General features: G+C 39.0%; 3 protein-coding genes and 2 tRNA genes. All 5 read left to right on the forward strand.

Annotated features, from left to right (window positions below; genetic code table 11):
• Positions 1-91: 91 nt before the first annotated feature.
• Positions 92-163, forward strand: a tRNA-Gly gene (locus tag HN014_RS09870).
• 25 nt (positions 164-188) lie between these two features.
• A tRNA-Leu gene (locus HN014_RS09875) sits at positions 189-274 on the forward strand.
• Between the two features lie 357 nt (positions 275-631).
• Positions 632-11017, forward strand: coding sequence for an RHS repeat domain-containing protein (locus HN014_RS09880; RefSeq protein WP_176028717.1), 10386 nt, complete (start codon positions 632-634; stop codon positions 11015-11017).
• Positions 11004-11570 carry a hypothetical protein gene (locus HN014_RS09885; RefSeq protein WP_217704369.1) on the forward strand — a complete coding sequence of 189 codons (567 nt, stop codon included), beginning with the start codon at positions 11004-11006 and terminating at the stop codon, positions 11568-11570. The genes HN014_RS09880 and HN014_RS09885 overlap by 14 nt, the downstream gene beginning before the upstream one ends.
• 1281 nt (positions 11571-12851) lie before the next feature.
• Positions 12852-19007 (forward strand): thrombospondin type 3 repeat-containing protein, encoded by a 6156-nt coding sequence (locus tag HN014_RS09890; protein WP_176028719.1) that lies wholly within the window; start codon positions 12852-12854, stop codon positions 19005-19007.
• Position 19008 lies beyond the last annotated feature (1 nt).

Consider the following 19008-nt stretch of genomic DNA (forward strand, 5'->3'; position numbering starts at 1 on the left):
AAAAAACTTAAAAAAAAGCTTTGTTAATCCTTTAATTGTATTAAATTTGCAACCGCAATAAAGAAAACAAAAAACGTTCTTTGTAATTATTGCGAAAGTAGCTCAGGGGTAGAGCATCACCTTGCCAAGGTGAGGGTCGCGGGTTCAAATCCCGTCTTTCGCTCTGAGCATACAAAATACCAATATATGCTGAAGTGGTGGAATTGGTAGACACGTTGGACTTAAAATCCAATGGGCAGTAATGCCCGTGCGGGTTCAAGTCCCGCCTTCAGTACGAAAGCCTGATAAACATTGTTTATCAGGCTTTTTTTGTTTTTAGATATATATTCTGCTATATCCTAAAGTAAATTTCTAACCCTACTAACGAATTACACCTTTTATTCTTTTCTGAAAGAACGGAATGATTATGTACATGCTTATTTTTAGTTGTTTGCAAACTATTTACTGCAAAGACAGGAAAAAGAAATAAAAAAGGATACTTTTTTTTAGGTGGATATTAATTTTGATGACTTTAAGAATCGTTAAAGAATTTTTAATCAGTTGATTGCTTTTTGCATTGATCAATCTTTCATTAGAAGGTTCTTATCGAGGGTATCGTTTAATCAATCGTTCACACTAAAAAGGAGTATTCATGAGAAAAAGAATTCATCATCTATTTGTCTGTTGTATCTTTTTATTCTTTATAGATTCGGGTTATAGTCAGTATAAAGTTATTTATGATCCGTCAGTTATCGCTGGAGCAATCAATTCAGGTACTGGATTAGAGTTTCGCCCAGATCTGAGTATGTTCAGTAGTGGAGTTACGGTCTCTTCTGGTACTGATTTACGATTATCTGTGGCTTCGGATCAGCCTCCTTATGGATGGTTTAGTTATGAGGTTCGCCTTCGGGTGACTCCCCGTTTATCGACCGGAGTTTTTGATCCTACTCAGAGTTATGTTGTTACGTTATTAGTTTCCAGTAATAGTGTTGCAGGATCAGGGCAGCATAGTATTGATGTTCGGGAACATCGTATTGGGGATAGTTATGGGGCTCATATAGTTGTAGAAGAGGGTCGCTATCAGAATCTATCGACTTCATCGGTAGATGTTAATGGATATATCCCAGAGAATATTACTTTATCAGCTAGCTTATGGGTATCACATTATGGAGTTTTATCTGATATGATTCCCACTATTGGAGCTACATTTGATGGAGTTAGTAATGAATTATCGTTTGCATGGGATAATATTTCGGGAGCGGATCATTATCAATTAGAGTGGAGCTGGGTTGATAGTTATGGGGATCGTTTTAATACATCTTTAGGAGCGGATCAGATAGCTTTTAGCACTCTTGATTTTAAAGGTAATAGTACTCGTATTCAGACAAAGGCTACTGGTTATTCGATTCCTTTAATTTACAGCAAAGGCTATTTGATTTACAGAGTTCGTGCAGTGGGACATTATACGTCTAACATTTCAAAATACCAATACGGTCGTTGGAGCAGTGGGGTTCTTCCTAAAACAAGTGTTTCAGATTGGCCTGATTATTATACAATTACTTCGGATCATGAAGAAGGCAAGAACTGGCAGTTTCAGGCGAGTTATGCAGAAGAAGGGAAGAAGAAGGAAGTGGTTAGTTATTTTGATGGTACGTTGCGTAATCGTCAGACAGTTACCAAACTCAATACGGACGATCATGTTGTTGTTGGCGAAGTTATTTATGACGCTCAGGGTCGATCAGCCATAGAAGTGTTGCCAGTACCTACGACTTGGTCACAATTAGGGTATGTTCGAGATTTCAATCAGAGTTCATTATTGCCTGGAGCTCCCTATGATTATGAAGATTTTGATTTGGATCATCAGAATATTTTGGATCAGCCAACGACAGATAAGGGGATGGATCCTTCCAGTGGAGCGAGTAAATACTATGGATTGGCAAACGATCTGACAACTCCTTTTCGTTCTCGTATTGCAGATGCAGGGGGTCATCCGTTTTCACAGATAGAATATATGCCTGATAATACAGGTCGTATCCGCAGAAAAAGCGGGGTAGGAATCACCCATCAGCTAGGAAGAGGCAAAGAGATGGAGTATTATTATGGTACCCCCGAACAGAAAGAATTAAACCGTTTGTTTGGTTATAATGTAGGTCATCACGGTCATTATAAGAAGAATCTGGTCATTGATCCTAATGGTCAGGCAAGTGTTAGTTATCTCGATCCTCAGGGTCGTACCATTGCTACGGCTTTATCGGGCGATGCAGCGGGGACAGGGTTAACGGGGCTTTCAGAAGAGCAAGACACAAGTCTTCATCAGGAAATGACGGTTGATTTACTGGGCAAACTCAGTCGCGGAGCAAAGGATACGGCTTTAGATAATACTATTAAAACGAGCACAGGGGGATTTGGTCCTTTATATGACGCGCTGGAATATGGAGGGACGAAGGTTTCAGCCTTTGATAGGGGCTATCGATTTAATTATACACTATCGAATGCTCCTTTTTTTGAAGATAATTGTAGTCCTACTACGGTTGTTCAATATCCTTTTGTTTATGATCTGGAAATAGCTATTGAGGATTTGGACGGGGTTTCTTTACTCGCCACTCCAGTGGTAGAAAAGGTAGATATGAGTAGAGTGACTTCAGGAACTTTTATTTTGCCGGAAGCGACGGCTTCGGTTCCAAGAGGTAGTTATACCATAAGCAAGAGTTTGTCGGTCGACAGAGAAGCCTTAGCATCTTATGCAGATGCCTATGTAGCCAGGCTTCAGGATGCTAATGATGCGTGTTATATCAGTCCGGAAGAAGTGAGTAACCTTCCTGTTCTTAGTTTCGAAGGTTGTTTTATGACCTGTAGTGAATGCGAGGCAGCCCTGCTATCGGATTATGGGAGCAAGTCTCAGTATGTGACCACCCAGGTAGAGGCATATGATTATTCATCCTTATCCCATTTATCAGCTACTGAATTAGAGGAAGAAAAGACGCGTTTAGCTGCTGTTTTTGCTATACAGTGGGACGCTTTGATCAGAGCCTGTAATGCTCCCTGTCAAGAGGGTGTTTTAGATGGAGGTGCCCCTTCAGATGTTGTTAGTTCATCCTCGCTTAGTTGTAGTATTTCCCATTCGATTTTAAGGAATGATATGAAACCTTTAGGTCAATACGGGGCATATAGAGGAGCTGTTTATAATGATCAGACCACAGGAGGCAGTGGTATAATAGAAAATTCCAGCGTATTATCCATATTTAGTACATCTAATGAATTGATAAGCACGCGTACTTCATCCGGGGAACATAACAGTTGGCGAAACCCTCGTCATGAAGCGCATGATCCGGCTCCTTCCGGGTCTGGGTTGTATACCTCGGGTCATTACTATACAGAAGATGGACAGATTAGTTATATCAAAGTAAAACAGCTAATAACTACACGTATTGTAGCAGGTCAACCGACAGAAGAAATTACCTATGACCCTATGCTTATTGAAGGGGCTGTTGTTCGGGAGTCGGCAGACCGGGAGTATGTATATACAGAGCCACAAAATCTGGCTTTGGTTACGGATTTTTTAAGAGATGATATCTGGCAGGACAGTTGGACTTCTTCCCTTTTGGTGTATCATCCGGAGTATTGTTATATAACATATAACCGGGCAGTTTGTGGTATGACCAGTACGGTTTCAGGAGGCAAGATGAACTCTGATGGATATGATGCATATTTAGGATCAGTTAAGAGCTATGCAGCAGCAAAGGCAGCAGGTTTGTTAGGTAGTTTGGAATCCTTATCGGCATCGGATCCTTATTTTAGAGGGACTATCCCAGCGGTAGAGAATAGTACATCCAGAAATGCCCGGGAGTCAGTAATTCGTGAATCCCTTCTGTCGAATTATAATGGTAGTGGAATGAGTGCGATGGCATTTTCCTATGGTACTTTGGTTTGTAATAGTATAAGCAGTTGTGATTTGGGATTAGGAAGCAGTCCTACTGCAGCGAGTATTTTAGGAAAGGTAGATGGTTTTAGTGATGTATCGAAACAAGATCAGTTTTGGAATACATATAAAGCGAACTATGGAGTTGCCAAACAAGTTGTACAAAGCTTATTTTCGAATATTTACGCCATGAACAATGGCTGTTACAATGGTTGTATAGGGGAACAAGCGCCACCGACTACTTTGTTAACGGTATTATCGGGATACAGTACCTCTGTCAATAATCAGGTAGGAGGATTGATTCAGAGGGGTGTAGCAGGAATCTGCGCGGATCTTCACAGCGAATTATATAAAGAAAAGGAAAAACGATTTAAGCCTTCGGATAACCTATATAGTTCAGGAGATAATGGAGGAGATATCTATAATGACCTGGCTAATTTTACTAATTACGAATATTATATTGCTACAGGAGTATGTCCTAAGGCTCGGGATTTAGAGATGTACTTAAATTACTATTTTAAGGAGTATGGTTCAGGTATTCCTGCTAGTAGCACCTATAGAGGAGGATATCTGACTCCGGCATTATTTACAGATTTAGGAGGGAGTCACCCTACAGATGCAGCAGTAGAGATACGAACGAACCTTACAGCTTCCAATAAGACATTAGATATTCGTTTTTATCAAAACAATCAGGCAGTAGGTACTATTCCTATTAGTGTTAGTTTACCTGCAAGTTTTAGCAATACCTGGCAGAACTATGGAGCAGGCACCTGGCAGATCACTTCTGTAAAACAGATTTATTCGAGTTATGATGCCAGCAGTGAGCGTTTTCGTTATCAGGTATTGGCAGAGGTGACTATTGGAGGTACTACGACTCAGGAGATTGTTCTTAGTGGTCAGACCCAGGCACGTATTGCAGCGTGTAGTATCACAGAAGCTGATGGTGTTGGGGAGTATATAGGGGATGGTAGTGGTACAGATATTTCAGGCTGTAATAATACGACCCGTTTTGAGACAGCCCTTCGGGATGTGATGTATGAATTAGAACAACGGGGAACTCTAAACAATGGGAATGTTTCTTTGAATAGTATGTCATCTTATTCTGGAAGTTATCTGGCTACATTTTTTGGAGCAGGAGCTGCTCTTTGGAAGGCAGATGGTAGGGGTACCTATGAGCTTACAGTTGGGGGAGTAACCAGATTAACGATGGAATTGGGGCAGGTATTAGATCCAGCCGTTATAGAGGTGATTACGGGGGCAAATGTTAACTATCTCTATAATGATAAGGGGCAGATAACCCAGCAACAGTTAAATATTACCTATAGAGAAGCGGATCATTTCCCTAAAATAGCCACTGCCAGGTTATATGAATCCTGTGATGTAGTTACCGGAGTATGCCGACTGATTAATTTATTGTGTTGTGGGGATATTAATGATTTGGTGGGAGAAGATAACCAGGTTATATGTATTCAGAATCAACAGGCAGAAGAGACCTTCGAAGCAGGACTATTGACCTTATTAAATGAAGGGATTCTCAATGAGAACCGATTAGATACTCCTTATACGATAAGTTCTCCCCTGACTAGTGACTTTTTAAATAACACAAAATATCGGGAACGAATTTCCCGCTATACAAAAGATATTCCTGGCATTAATGTTTCTACGGATTTTAACAGTTGTTTTTTCTTGCGACGATCCAATCATTTTGAGGAATTAATGTTGATTTTCTCAGCAGACCCAACAGCAGATGCGTCCGCTATTGCTCATCATACAAACTCAACCCAATGTGGAGACTCTAATTGGGCTATTTTTAGAATACAACAACGGAGAAGTGATGGAGCTAACGTGTTGAATATAGGAAGGATTACGAAGTTGGATATCCAAAAAGAGGGAGTATTAGCATTTACACATACAGATCGTAGTACCAATCAGGAGATAGCAACAACCGGAAGTATTGCAAATCTGTTACCAATGCGGACCAATACAATTTGTCAGGTTAGTGGATTTAGACCGGATTGTCAGTTTTTTGAAGATCCTCCTGTGGATTGTATAGGTGAAGCAATAGCAGAAGCAAATCAATTTGCAAATGATATTAAACACCTTGTTAATGCCGTATTTCGGAATGTTGATTTAGCAGGAATAGGTATAAATCAGGGAAGGCTTATAAATTTACAAGGATATCCTGAATATACAAATTTTATACAGAAAGTACTGACTGTAAAAAGTGCTCTTCCTTGTACAACTTGTTATGATAAGTTTTTTGATTATTCGATTAAAGAACATGTCAAGTTTTCTATTACACGTACATCTTCTAATGTGTATGCTCTGAGTATAAACTTGTCAGATATACACCAGGTATCAATTCCGTTGAATGTACCTTCCGGTGAAATACCAAAACAAATAGATAGTATCACACATAGCTCTAATGGAAGATTCACTGTAGTTTCTACTGATTTAAATGGTAAACAATATACCTCCTTGCATAATTTTAGAGGAGTAAAAATAAATGACCCTAATGATCATAAATCTCCTATCTTATTTCAATTTTTTTGTAATACAGATTATAATGCTACTTCATTAGCACAAAATCCGGATAATTTAGATAATGAGAATATAGATGGTATTTGTGGAGATGCTGTATTAGAAAATAATTTAGAGCATGCTTTAAAAATAGCACTTAATGAGGGGATTACATCAATGAAAGAAAATAGACCTGTATCAAGTACTATTTTTGATGAATTGTTTTTTGGGAATGTGAATCTTCAAAAGAGGATAGAAAACCATTTTGGCTTAACGGATCCTACATCTGTATATGACTATCAATTTGATTCTGCAGAAACAGAACCAATTTACCATAGATTTGCTACTGGTCATATACAGACTAGAGGAACTATGCATTTGATCCTTACTAGATCTGGGGGATATATAACAAGCATAAAACTTAGTTTAGAGGAAGACTTTTTCGATATTTCAGAAATAATAGATATTGAAATTGTTCGCTCTAATATAGAATTAACCCAAGGGGTTAATAATTCTATTTCAGGAGGAACATTTTGTACAATCAATTACAAAGATAGTCTAGGTGGTCTTAAACAAGCTAAAAATGTAATTATAACTTTTTCAGCTTCAGATCTACCTCGAACATATGAAAATCAATTTCTCTGTGATCTATTATCATGGCCTGTATCTTTGGTACCTACGAGAATAGTATCAGAACTAAATGAGAATGAGACCTTATCAACATCAACATATGCACGAGACCTAAACAACTCAAAAAAATCAAACCCACCCTCTGCCAAATCCACGACAATTGCGGATGAGACTATTCCTTGTGGTCCTACCGTTTGTATTCCTCCTGTAGTGGAACCACTAAGTTGTACAACGACCTATTCTGCATATACAGGGGTGATGAGTCGGATAGGGGATACGGAGGCAGAGGATATTGTTAGTGCAGAAGATTTTTGTCAGTACTCGTTGCAATACCTGGTAGCCGATTATGAGTATTACCTGACCAAATTAGGGATAGTATCGACACTAGATCTTTACTATCTGACCATCAGTGAATTTGGTGCTACAGAGTTTAACTATGGATATCCGGGGATGCGTAGGACTTATAAGGGGCGTTCTGCTGTTATTGATCTGTATCAGGCTCATGTGAGCAGCAGTGGCGATAGCGCCAAAAGCTGGACTGCTTTTACCACGGATTATCTGAATACCTCCGGGAATGAAGATATCTGTGTTCCCCGTCCATTTTTCACCGATTTTACAGAAGTTACAGTGACGATTCCTGATGACACGGATTGCCAGCAATTTGTCAAAAGTGTTCGGGCGGCATATACCCGGGATGTATACGATAGTTATATAGCAGGTAAGCGGGCAGAATTTATAGCTGAGTATTTATCACAAGCGATCGATAATGCAGTAGAGACCTTTGATATGACCTATTATGATAAGGAATACCAATACACCTTATATTATTACGATCAGTCGGGGAATTTACTACAAACGGTTCCTCCGGAGGGAGTTGATCGTTTTACGGATACAGAATTACAGGCATCAGATGCTTCCGGGGAATCCCTTAATCGCCGTATCAATCAGCATCGAACTAATGATATTGCCCGGGAGAATAGTAGTTTATTACCAGCACATGAGCTATTGACCAAATACCGATATAATTCTCTGAATCAACTGGTATGGCAGAAAACTCCTGATGGAGGGATTACCCGTTTTGCCTATGATGAGCTGGGAAGAATTATCGCTTCACAGAATGCCAATCAGGTAGCCGCCAATCAATTTAGCTATACCACTTATGATGCTTTGGGTCGGATTGTAGAGGCAGGAGCACTTACTCCAACCGTTGGGATTTCTATCCGGGAGAAGACAGGTACACTGGTTTATACAGCTACGGGCAATGTGGTATCGACCCGGGTAGAAGATCAGTACCCTCAGAATATTTCCAGGGATCGGGTAGAGGTCACCCGTACCCGTTATAACGATCTTTCGATAGGAGCGGCGGAGATTTTTGAGACGGTATCAGATCAGTCGACCTATCGGAGTACGACCCGCAACCGGGTGGCAGGAATTTATTACTATGATCAGTATAGCAGTACGACCTTAGAGCGACAATACGACCATGCGATTTTCTATCACTATGACATCCATGGGAATGTTAAAGAGCTGGTGCAGCACGATAAACAGATGGCATTGACCCTGGATGATCCTACCTCAGGGATGAAGCGTACCCAATACGAATACGATCTGATCAGTGGTAATGTTCATAGGGTAACCTATCAAAAAGGGAAGGCGGATCAGTTTATCCATCAGTATCGCTATGATGCAGACAACCGTATTGTAGGAGTATCGACCTCAGATAACGGACGTATATGGGAGGAGGATGCCCGGTATGCATATTTTTCACACGGACCTTTAGCCAGAACAGTACTAGGATCCAGGCAGGTACAGGGTCTTGATTACGCCTATACCCTTCAGGGCTGGTTAAAAGGCGTTAATGGAGAGTCCTTAGACCCGACGGCAGATATGGGAGGAGATGGATCTTCCACTTCTGATGTGGCTAAAGATGCCCTGGGATATTCCTTAAGTTATTACGAAGGAGATTATCAATCGATCGGTACTACTACAGGGAGCTCTTTTGTATACAGTAACAGTCCCGGATTAGAGAGTACTAAGAATTTGTACAACGGGAATATCAAACAGATGGTCACCAGTCTGATAGACAACAATGAATCGATGTTGTCTTCCCAGATCAATCACTATGAATATGATCAGTTAAACCGTATCAAGAAGATGCAGGGATCACAGCTGACCGGGATGACAGCAACACCTTCATACCACAGTAGTTATAGCTATGATAAGAATGGGAACTTACAGCAGTTGCATCGGGCTACGGTCAACAGTCAGGGATCGGTTGTGGATATGGACGCCTTGCAATATACCTATAAGACAGTTACTGATCCGGAGACAGGGCAGCAAGTGCGTTCGAATCAGTTAAGCCATGTAGACGATACCATTGCGGGGAGTACATTTAATGATTTGTCGGATCAGAATCCCGGGAATTACAGTTATGATGCGATAGGTCAATTGATAGAAGACAAGCAGGAAGGGATTCGCAATATCGAATGGCGGGTAGATGGTAAAGTAAAGAAGATCCGTAAGAGCAATGGTACAGAGGTATCTTTCTATTATGATGGACTAGGGAACCGTATTGGTAAGCGGGTACTGCCGGAGAACAAGACAACCTTATACAGCAGAGATGCTCAGGGGAATGTATTGGGGGTATATCAGGCAAATACCAGTGGGGCAGTTGCTACGGATATGCGCTTAAAGGAACATCATATCTATGGGAGCAGTCGACTGGGTATTGAAGAAAAGAACATTGCTCTAAGCAGTGATCAGGCTGTAGCAGAAGCCACAGTGGGTAATACAGTTGGGGATAAGCGATATGAGCTAAGCAATCACTTAGGAAATGTAATGAGTGTGGTAAGTGATCGCAAGACTGCTACTGTTACAGGGAATTTAACTACCTTTACTCCGGATGTTCTTTCATTTAGTGATTATTACCCCTTTGGAATGCTTTTACCTAATAGAAATGGAAACAGTGGAAACTACCGTTATGGCTTCCAGGGACAGGAAATGGACAATGAAATAAAGGGAGAAGGAAACAGCTTAAACTATAAGTATCGTATGCACGATCCTCGTGTAGGGAGGTTCTTTGGTACTGATCCTATGGAATCAATATATGCATACAACTCTCCTTACGCTTTTAGTGAAAATAGAGTTATTGACGGTATTGAACTAGAAGGTAGAGAATTTAGTATAACGAACGATTCTAAAAATGTTTATATTAATACAGAATTTAGAGTTATAAAAAGCGCTAGTGTTTCTGAAGATTTTTATAATATATTGATGGAAAAAACACGAACCAAATATAAGCAAGCTTTAAATGGTAAAGTTAGTAGTTTTAATTTAAAACCAGGAGTATTTAAGTTGAAATTAGTCGAAGATAGAATAGGAAGTAAGCAATATAATATAGAAGTTATGGATCATGGTTCATTCATTAAAAAACATAGTGAATTAACGGGTGATCCTGAATGGATGTCTCAATATGCTGGTGGAGTAGTTGATGATATAGGAGGAACAGAAATTTACCTTTCCGTAACCAAAAAATCTGAATCAATAGATTTTAGTGATGAATTCTCTCAAATAGCTCAAGAAGAATTAGCTGACGAATTATCAAATACTATAATACATGAAATGGGTCATTTGTTAGGGTTGCTACATGTTTGGGATAGAATTGAGAAAAATAAAGAGGGTGTCACTTTTAGGCAGATAAAAAAGATTGCGGATGTTTATCAGCGGGCATTAGAACAACTTAATAGAGATTTACCTGCCATGTCAAGTGGAGCAGAGATTGAAAGAATGGGTAATAACTTTATGATTTTTGGAGAACCAAATGGTATGCAAGATGTAACAGATGCTGAGTCTCTTTTTAAAGAGTTTACTCCAGAACAATTAAAACAGATTTATAATTTTATTTATGAACAACAATTTGGAGAAAGATCTAGTGGTAACGGTAATGAAAAAAGTAATGATGACAATTAAGACTATTTGTTTTTCGATTATTGTATCTAATTTTTTTCTTAGTTCGGTCTTTGTTTTTTCACAAGATGCTAGAAACAAGAAAATAGATAGTATAAATTATTATTTAGATAATACAGCTTTTTTTGATTCAAAGATTGTGGCTGAATTTAAAAAGTCATTTTCAAATGATAGTTTATCTATTTATTATAATCCGGTTGGTTATGACAATTTGATTTTAACTTCGAGTAGCTTTAAAAAAGATACCATTTTAAAGAAAAAAGATATATACTACAAAAAACTGATAACAGTTGATAATAACACCTTAAAAGACAGCCTACGAGTTGATTTTAATGATTTTGAAAAATTCATTAAAGTCAAATTAAAAACGTGTGGATTTGTTAAGAGCGTTGTGCTAATACCACATATAGAGGAGCATTTAATCAAAGATTCAGAAATTATACAAGGTAATATTAATTACAAATATGAAAAATTTGAAAAAAATTATGTAGACATACATTATCTTACTTTTGATTATTATGATTATTTAAAAAGAAAATTAAGTGTAGCCAGATAGTCCCCTGATGATGCTAGTTTACGTGATGGCTACCGCTAGCATTTGCTAGTGGCGGTACAGTAAAGAAATGTATAATATATAAATAGAGCTACTTGGTCTAAAGGATTGGGTAGCTTTTTTGTTTTATAGGAGGTTAATTTAGTCTTGGAGATCATAAATACCTGATATAAGACAATATAAAACGCCCTCGAACCCGTTTAGAATTCCTTTTTAGATGTAAAAAACGGCTGATGACTCGTCTTCCTACTGTTGATAGGGGGGCAAAGGGCAACAGCCCGTTCGCCCCCCTGAAGGGGGTGTCTGAACGACCTAAAATACATACAGAACACCCCGTTAGTTGTTTACTACGTCTTATAGGTTGTTAGGAAGATCCAAATCCCTGTTTTCTTTTGTGAAGACTAACAATAAAAGGCAATACTTCTATGTCAAAATCAATGTTTTTGCAAGAATAAAACTCCAAAATTGAAGTGTATGATGTGACTAGGCGTTTATAAATCCCTTGTTTTTTTAAGAAAAAATTAAGAAGGCGTTTTTAATTAGACAAATGTATTAAATTATTTAAAATCAATTAATTAAATGATTTTTTTGTGTCTATTTATAAACGAGCATTCCTACTTTTTTAAAAATATGCAAGGGATGAATAATTTTGATCTTGATTAATTATTAAAAATAATATAGAGCACATACATCAGGAATTAATACACATTATAAAAGGGGAGTAGTATTGTTAGAAAATTACACGAGACATTCAAATTTTAATCACAGGAAGTCGGTTTTGACATCAAATGAGAAGCGCTAAAAGTATTTTGTAAGAGCGTACGTTCAGAAAATCAATCAGGGGATAACAAAATAACAGATCCCGATTGATTAGGAACCATAAAATACATGATGAAGGTGATGTTTCACCACTTTTAGAAGATTAAAGTTGTACAAAGGCAATTGCCGATACTCTTGTGAGAAGAGATAAAACAAGCTTAGCACTGAATCTAAATATTCTTTCCTTGTAGATGCACTGGTGCACTCTGTATTTCAGAAGGTTTTATATGGTGTGAACCATATGACAGATAAAAAAACAGCAGGTATAGGTGAGAAGCCTATGGCTAACATAGTATCTGATTATCAGAAAAGAGAGCAATGACTTTCTTCTAAATAGTATCCGGGATCAAACAATGGTGTGCCGGGAGTCAAAGAAGAGAAAAGGAGCTTTAGTATGGTGATGAGAAATTTAGATGTTAGCAAACAAATACGGTAAAAGGTTTATTAGGTTTTATTAAAATCAGTATGATTCAGAAAATAAGAGTAAGTAAAATTACAAAGGTATTTGCTATCTATCTGGCAATACAATTAGTAGTAACGACAGTACAGCCGCTATCATTATACGCATTGACGAGCGGTCCCTCGCAACCCGAGTTTAATGCTTTTACCCCGATAGGTACTTCAGAAATGGTAAACTTGTCTACGGGAAACTTTAACTATAACATTCCAATAATGGATGTGGGAGGATATCCTTTGAATCTGGCATATGATGCCGGTGTTAAAATGGATCAGGAAGCCAGTTGGGTAGGATTGGGGTGGAATCTCAATGTCGGGCAGATCAATCGACAGGTACGAGGAATTCCAGATGATTTTAAAGGAGATGAGATGACCTACGAAAAAAATCTAAAAAAGCATGTTACAGTAGGACTTAATGCCCGGTTCAAGCCTCAGTTACTGGGAGCAGAACAGCCGGACTATGTTAATTTTGCGTTGGGATTAGGAATGGAGTATAGTAATTATCATGGAATTACATTCAAGCCCTCTTTTGGGCTATCGTTTAATCTTAATGACAACATCTCTACAGGAATTGATTTGCAAAGTTCTACGCTGGATGGTGCCACAATCTCCCCTAATGTAAGTGCAAAAAGTAACTTGGCATGTCTCCAATCAGGAGAGTTAACAGGAGCTTTAAATGCCGGGGTTTCATATAACTCGAATAAAGGATTATCCCAGTTTAATCTGGGGGCTTCTATGGGAGTGACAGCAATGGATGAGAATTACAGAAGTAGTAATTACTCTCTTGCCGGAGGTTCTTCCGGATATTCTTTTTCGCCAGTTACCATTACACCAAGAAAACGAACAGCTTTTAGAGAAAATCACAGTAACTTTTCGTTTTCAGTAGGGCCTGATGTATTTGGGTTTGATATCGAAGGGCAGGTAACAGCTTCTGCTTCAGTACAACGGATTAAGGATAAGGTAAAAAAGGAAAAAGCTTATGGATATGAACACACCGGACAAGCAACTCCTCAAGATGTATTAGACTATAATCGAGAGAATGATCGTGAAGTTAGTGAAAGTTTACTGGCACTGCCTTCTATGAATTATACCTATGATTTGTATAGCGTCAATGCACAAGGGGTTGGAGGCATGTTTCGTCCGCATCGGACACAGGTAGGACAGCTATATGATGAATATGTAAAAGATGAGAGTAGCGGGTTTAGTCTGGGAGGAGAAGTAGAAGGAGGAGCGGGATTTCATGCAGGGGGAAATTTTGTATTGGCGAGCTCTAATAGCCATACAGGGCAATGGAAAACCAGAGCCTCTCGTTATTTGAAAAATGAAAATGAAATCGCTTCCGGACAGGCTATAAATAATGAACCTGTTTATTTTAGGTTTGCCGGAGAGGGGAATGTAGACCCTTCTGCCTCTTTATACGAAGAGCGATTAGGAGGAACAGCTCCAATAGCCCTAAAAATAGCAGGAAGTAAGTTTAATAGTTATGCTACCAATACGTATAGAGTAAAGAGATATCACCAGCCTTCATTGACATCAAATTATGAAGAAGAACTTTCGTTTAATCAGCCTTTTAAAAGAGAAAAAAGAAACCTTCGCAATCAGTCGGTGCAAAAACTGACCAGAAAAGAAGTTGAAGGAATTTATAAAGAATCCTATCATAAAACACGGATTAATGATGCGGCGAAGGAACATCATACGGCTGAGATAAGGGTCTTAAAGCCAGGTGGTGCTACCTATGTTTTTGGAGAGACCGCCTATAATACCGATAAGCAAGAGGTGAGTTTTGCTACTGCATCTAATCAGTATGATTGTACTACCGGGATCGTAACATATCGTCAGGGAGAAAATACAACAGCTAATGCGAGCGGAATAGATCATTTTTATGATAAAACAGTAACCCCGGCTTATGCGCATACATACCTGTTATCAGCAGTATTATCAGGAGATTATGAAGACTTGACAGGTGATGGTCCTACTGATGATGACCTGGGAAGTTATACCCGCTTTGATTATGAGATAAAAGGAGGGAATGCCGGAAATGGAAAGTATCAATGGCGAGTTCCATATAGCAAAGAACCTCGCGAAGCCTCTTTTAATATAGGATTTAATTCTCATAAAAAAGACCAAAAAGCGAACTATCTCTACGGAGAAAAAGAGATTAAGTACGTTAGAAAAATTAGTACCAAAACTCATGTAGCCTTTTTTGACCTGTCTCCGAGAAAAGATGGCAGGGGAGCTGGTGGAGAAAATGGCGGACTTCCTCAGAATGGAGAACAACAGCTCTACAAAATAGATCAGATACGTCTATATGCCAAACCAGAAGCAATTGCAGCAAAAATTCTGGATGATGATGCGACAAATGACTTGCCTGTAACCCCGATTAAAACAGCACATTTTATATATGACTATTCGCAGTGTCAGGGAGTGAAAAACAATCTGGGCGGAGCATTAGATGCTCATGAAATAGATTATATCGACAGTAACGGGCAAAAGAAGAACCTCGGAAAACTAACATTGAAAAAAGTATATTTTACCTACGGAAATTCTAAGATGGGAAAATATACCCCATATACATTTGAGTATAAAGGGTATAATCCTGAGTATAACCTGAAAGCATATGATATTTGGGGAAATTATAAACCCAATACCGGAAGTTGTTCGCCTACAGATCAAACACTTACAGCTCCGGAATTTCCTTACGTCAATCAACAAAATAAAACAGATCAGGATCGCTATGCTGCAGCATGGTCCCTTACTGATATAGGGCTTCCTTCGGGAGGAAGCCTGTCACTTACCTATGAAAGTGATGATTATCAGTATGTACAGAACAAATCCCCTATGCAGATGTTTACAGTAACAGGAGTAGGAAGTACCCCCACTCCTGCGACTACAACCGAATTAAAAAATCAATTACTGTATAAAGGACCACAGGGAGAAGCAAAATACCTCTATGTAGCTTTGCCAGATGAGACAAGTACCGATATTAATTTTGCAGCAAAGTATCTAAAAGAACAACAAAGCAAGCCTATATATTTCCGCTTTATGCTAAACATGACAAAAGCAGGAGCCATAGGAAGTAGCCAAACAGATTTTGACTATGTAACAGGTTATTTTGAAAAAGAAGGAAATCCTTCTGTCTTTGAGATAAATAATAAGATTTATGCAGCCATTCCTATGAAGTGGAGTGAAATGGAGGGAGGAGTTAACGGGGCAGACCTGGTCAATCCGATTTCTAAAGCAGGATGGTATTTTGGGCGTAAATACATGAACAGGGTTGTATATGATGAATTAGCAGCAGATTACGGAGCTGAGGAAAGTGCAGGGAGTATAGCCAGAAAACTGATTTCCAGTATTGGATCTGTTTCTCAGATATTTTCAGGACCTAATGGGAAATTACGCAGTAGTGCTCATTTATGTGCTCAGCGATTTGTTCCTGAAAAATCCTGGATTCGATTGTCCGCTCCCAAAATAAATAAGTTAGGAGGAGGCGTTCGGGTAAAACAGCTGATCATGAGTGATCAGTGGAATCAAATGAGTGGTGCAGAAACACAGGTGTATGGACAGACCTATGAGTATACCTCAGAGGAAGGAGGGAGTAGTGGAGTTGCTACTTTCGAACCTAATGACAGTGCAGAGAACCCTTTTGTAACTCCATTTTATAACAAAGGCGTTCGCTTGATAGCTCCCAGAGAAACAAGTTATGTAGAAAAACCATTTGGAAAAGCGTTCTTCCCTAATGCCAAGGTTACCTATGGAAGAGTCACAGTAAAAAACCTGAAAAGAGAAGGTATTACCAGACATGCAACAGGAAAAGTTGTAACAGAATTCTATACAACCAGGGATTTTCCTACCCGGGTAGACTATACCAACATTCATAATCAGTTAAGTAGTAACAAGGATCAGGTGCTTCAGAATTTGATCAAGAGCTTTTTAGGAATGCCGGTAACAGTCACTAATGATTTTACCCTGTCTCAGGGATATGTTATCCGTACCAATGATATGGATGGGAAGGAAAAAGGGAGTTACGTATATCAGGAAGGGATGAAAGACCCTATCTCTACCGTAAGAAATATATATCATACCAATACATCAGATGCTACCCAATTAGAAAACAAAGTACCGGTACTATACAAAGACGGACGTATAGAAACCAATCGTCAAATAGGAGTCACATATGATGTAATTAATGATTTGAGAGAGAGTTATTCTTCTTCCAGATCCGCAGGATTTAATGCCAATGTAGCCGTATTCTTTCTGGCGATTATTCCTACTATTTTTCCGACAGATAATACCCATATCAATATTGCACATAGTGCTATTACTACCAAGGTCATTCATCAAACGGGAATTCTTAAAGAAAAAATAGTAACAGATTTAGGAGCTCAGGTTAGGACGACTAATGAAGTATGGGATGCAGAAACCGGACAGATATTATTGACCAAAACGGTCAATGAATTTGATGATCAGTATTATTCTTTTAATCTTCCGGCATACTGGAGTTATGAGAATATGGGGCAGGCATCCAGAAACCTGGGGAATAAAGGAACGTTAACAGCTTCCGGAATTTACTTTATGCTGGCAGATGCCCATAAATATCTGACGACAGGAGATGAATTATTAATTCAATATCTGGATGGAAGAGAAGAGCGTGCATGGGTTGCCCGATTTAATGAATCAAACACAGGAGTGGTTTTACTGGATCATAAAGGAGTGGTCATAAACTCAGAAGGAGGAGCTATCCGATTTAAAGTAATGCGCTCCGGGTATCGCAATTTACAACAGGAAATGATGGGAGGAATTACGATGATGAATCATCCGCTTAAAAATACGAATGGTCAGTGGGTTCCTCGTCTTACGGAGCAAAGCTTTTATCAGGCAGCAAATGGAAATCCGTCGGATCAATTACGAATTGTAAATGCCAATGCCGTTGCATACGATGACTTCTGGAACTGTCCTTGTGAATATGGTTTGGAAAGCATTCCATATGCGAGTCCGGATTCAGAGGAACTGGCAGACCTGCCGGTTGAGGAATATGGATTTAACCCTTATTTATACAATGTAAGAGGAAATTGGAGAGCAGAGAAATCATATGCTTATCAAACAGAGCGAATAGGAGTTATACAAGGAAATTCAACCAAGAAAAACACCCGTAAAGAAGGATATTATAAAGAATTTACTCCATTCTATACACTACAAGGGGATCGTTGGGGATCACATCCCGAAGCCTTGAATCAATGGACTTTTGCCAGTGAAATAACCCAGTATAATGCATTTGGGACAGAGTTAGAAAATAGAGATGCATTGAATCGTTTCTCATCTGCACAGTTTGGGTATAATCATACACTACCGGTAGCAGTAGCTTCTAACAGTAAGTATCGCTATATGGGGGCAGACAACTTTGAAGATTACAGCTTTCTGAATACAGATCAAGGTCATTTTTCCTATAAAGAGCCTGTTATAGAAGACGGTAATGAAGGGATTCAGGTATCTACGGATCATGCTCATACAGGAAATACCAGTTTATTAGTTCCAACCAATAATCAGGCAGGAGTTACTACACAACTTCAGGGAGAAACCATCCCGGATAATGATTATGATGATGACGGATGGAATAATGATGAAGATAATTGCCCATTTACTTTTAATAGTGATCAGGCAGACTATGATAAAGATGGAATCGGAGATGTATGTGATGATACTGCAGAACCTATTATTGTGAGAGAATCAATCCAAAAAACAGGACAGTTTGGAAGATGGAGAAAGCAAGCAACTTTTACAATCCAGGGAACACCTAATACCGAAGTCGTATGCAAAATTACGGTGAATAATCAAGGTTATGAAGGAGGCTGGGTATATGTGAATGGATGGCTGGATACCGATAGATGGTTTAACAGGGATAAAATGGAATTTACCGTCACTTTAGACCCTACCGGACGTGCTTTTATTCAGTTTGAGGCGAGAGCACATCGGGCGACAGATAGTACCGGAGCCTTTAGATGGGCCACTATTCCTAATAGAATTAATCTGGACTTTAGAATTCTTGGGGTGATCCATGCTAATAATGTTCAAACTCCTGTAAGTAGTAGTGAAGTGATACAATTGGACCCAGTCGGATGGAAAAGCCATGGGGGAGGACAAGGACTTTTTAGTATTCCTGGAGAATAGC

Source organism: Aquimarina sp. TRL1, assembly GCF_013365535.1.
GTDB lineage: Bacteria > Bacteroidota > Bacteroidia > Flavobacteriales > Flavobacteriaceae > Aquimarina > Aquimarina hainanensis.

Coding starts and splice junctions, on each gene's coding strand:
- HN014_RS09880 (WP_176028717.1), top strand. CDS start 632: ATGAGAAAAAGAATTCATCATCTATTTGTCTGTTGTATCTTTTTATTC.
- HN014_RS09885 (WP_217704369.1), top strand. CDS start 11,004: ATGATGACAATTAAGACTATTTGTTTTTCGATTATTGTATCTAATTTT.
- HN014_RS09890 (WP_176028719.1), top strand. CDS start 12,852: ATGATTCAGAAAATAAGAGTAAGTAAAATTACAAAGGTATTTGCTATC.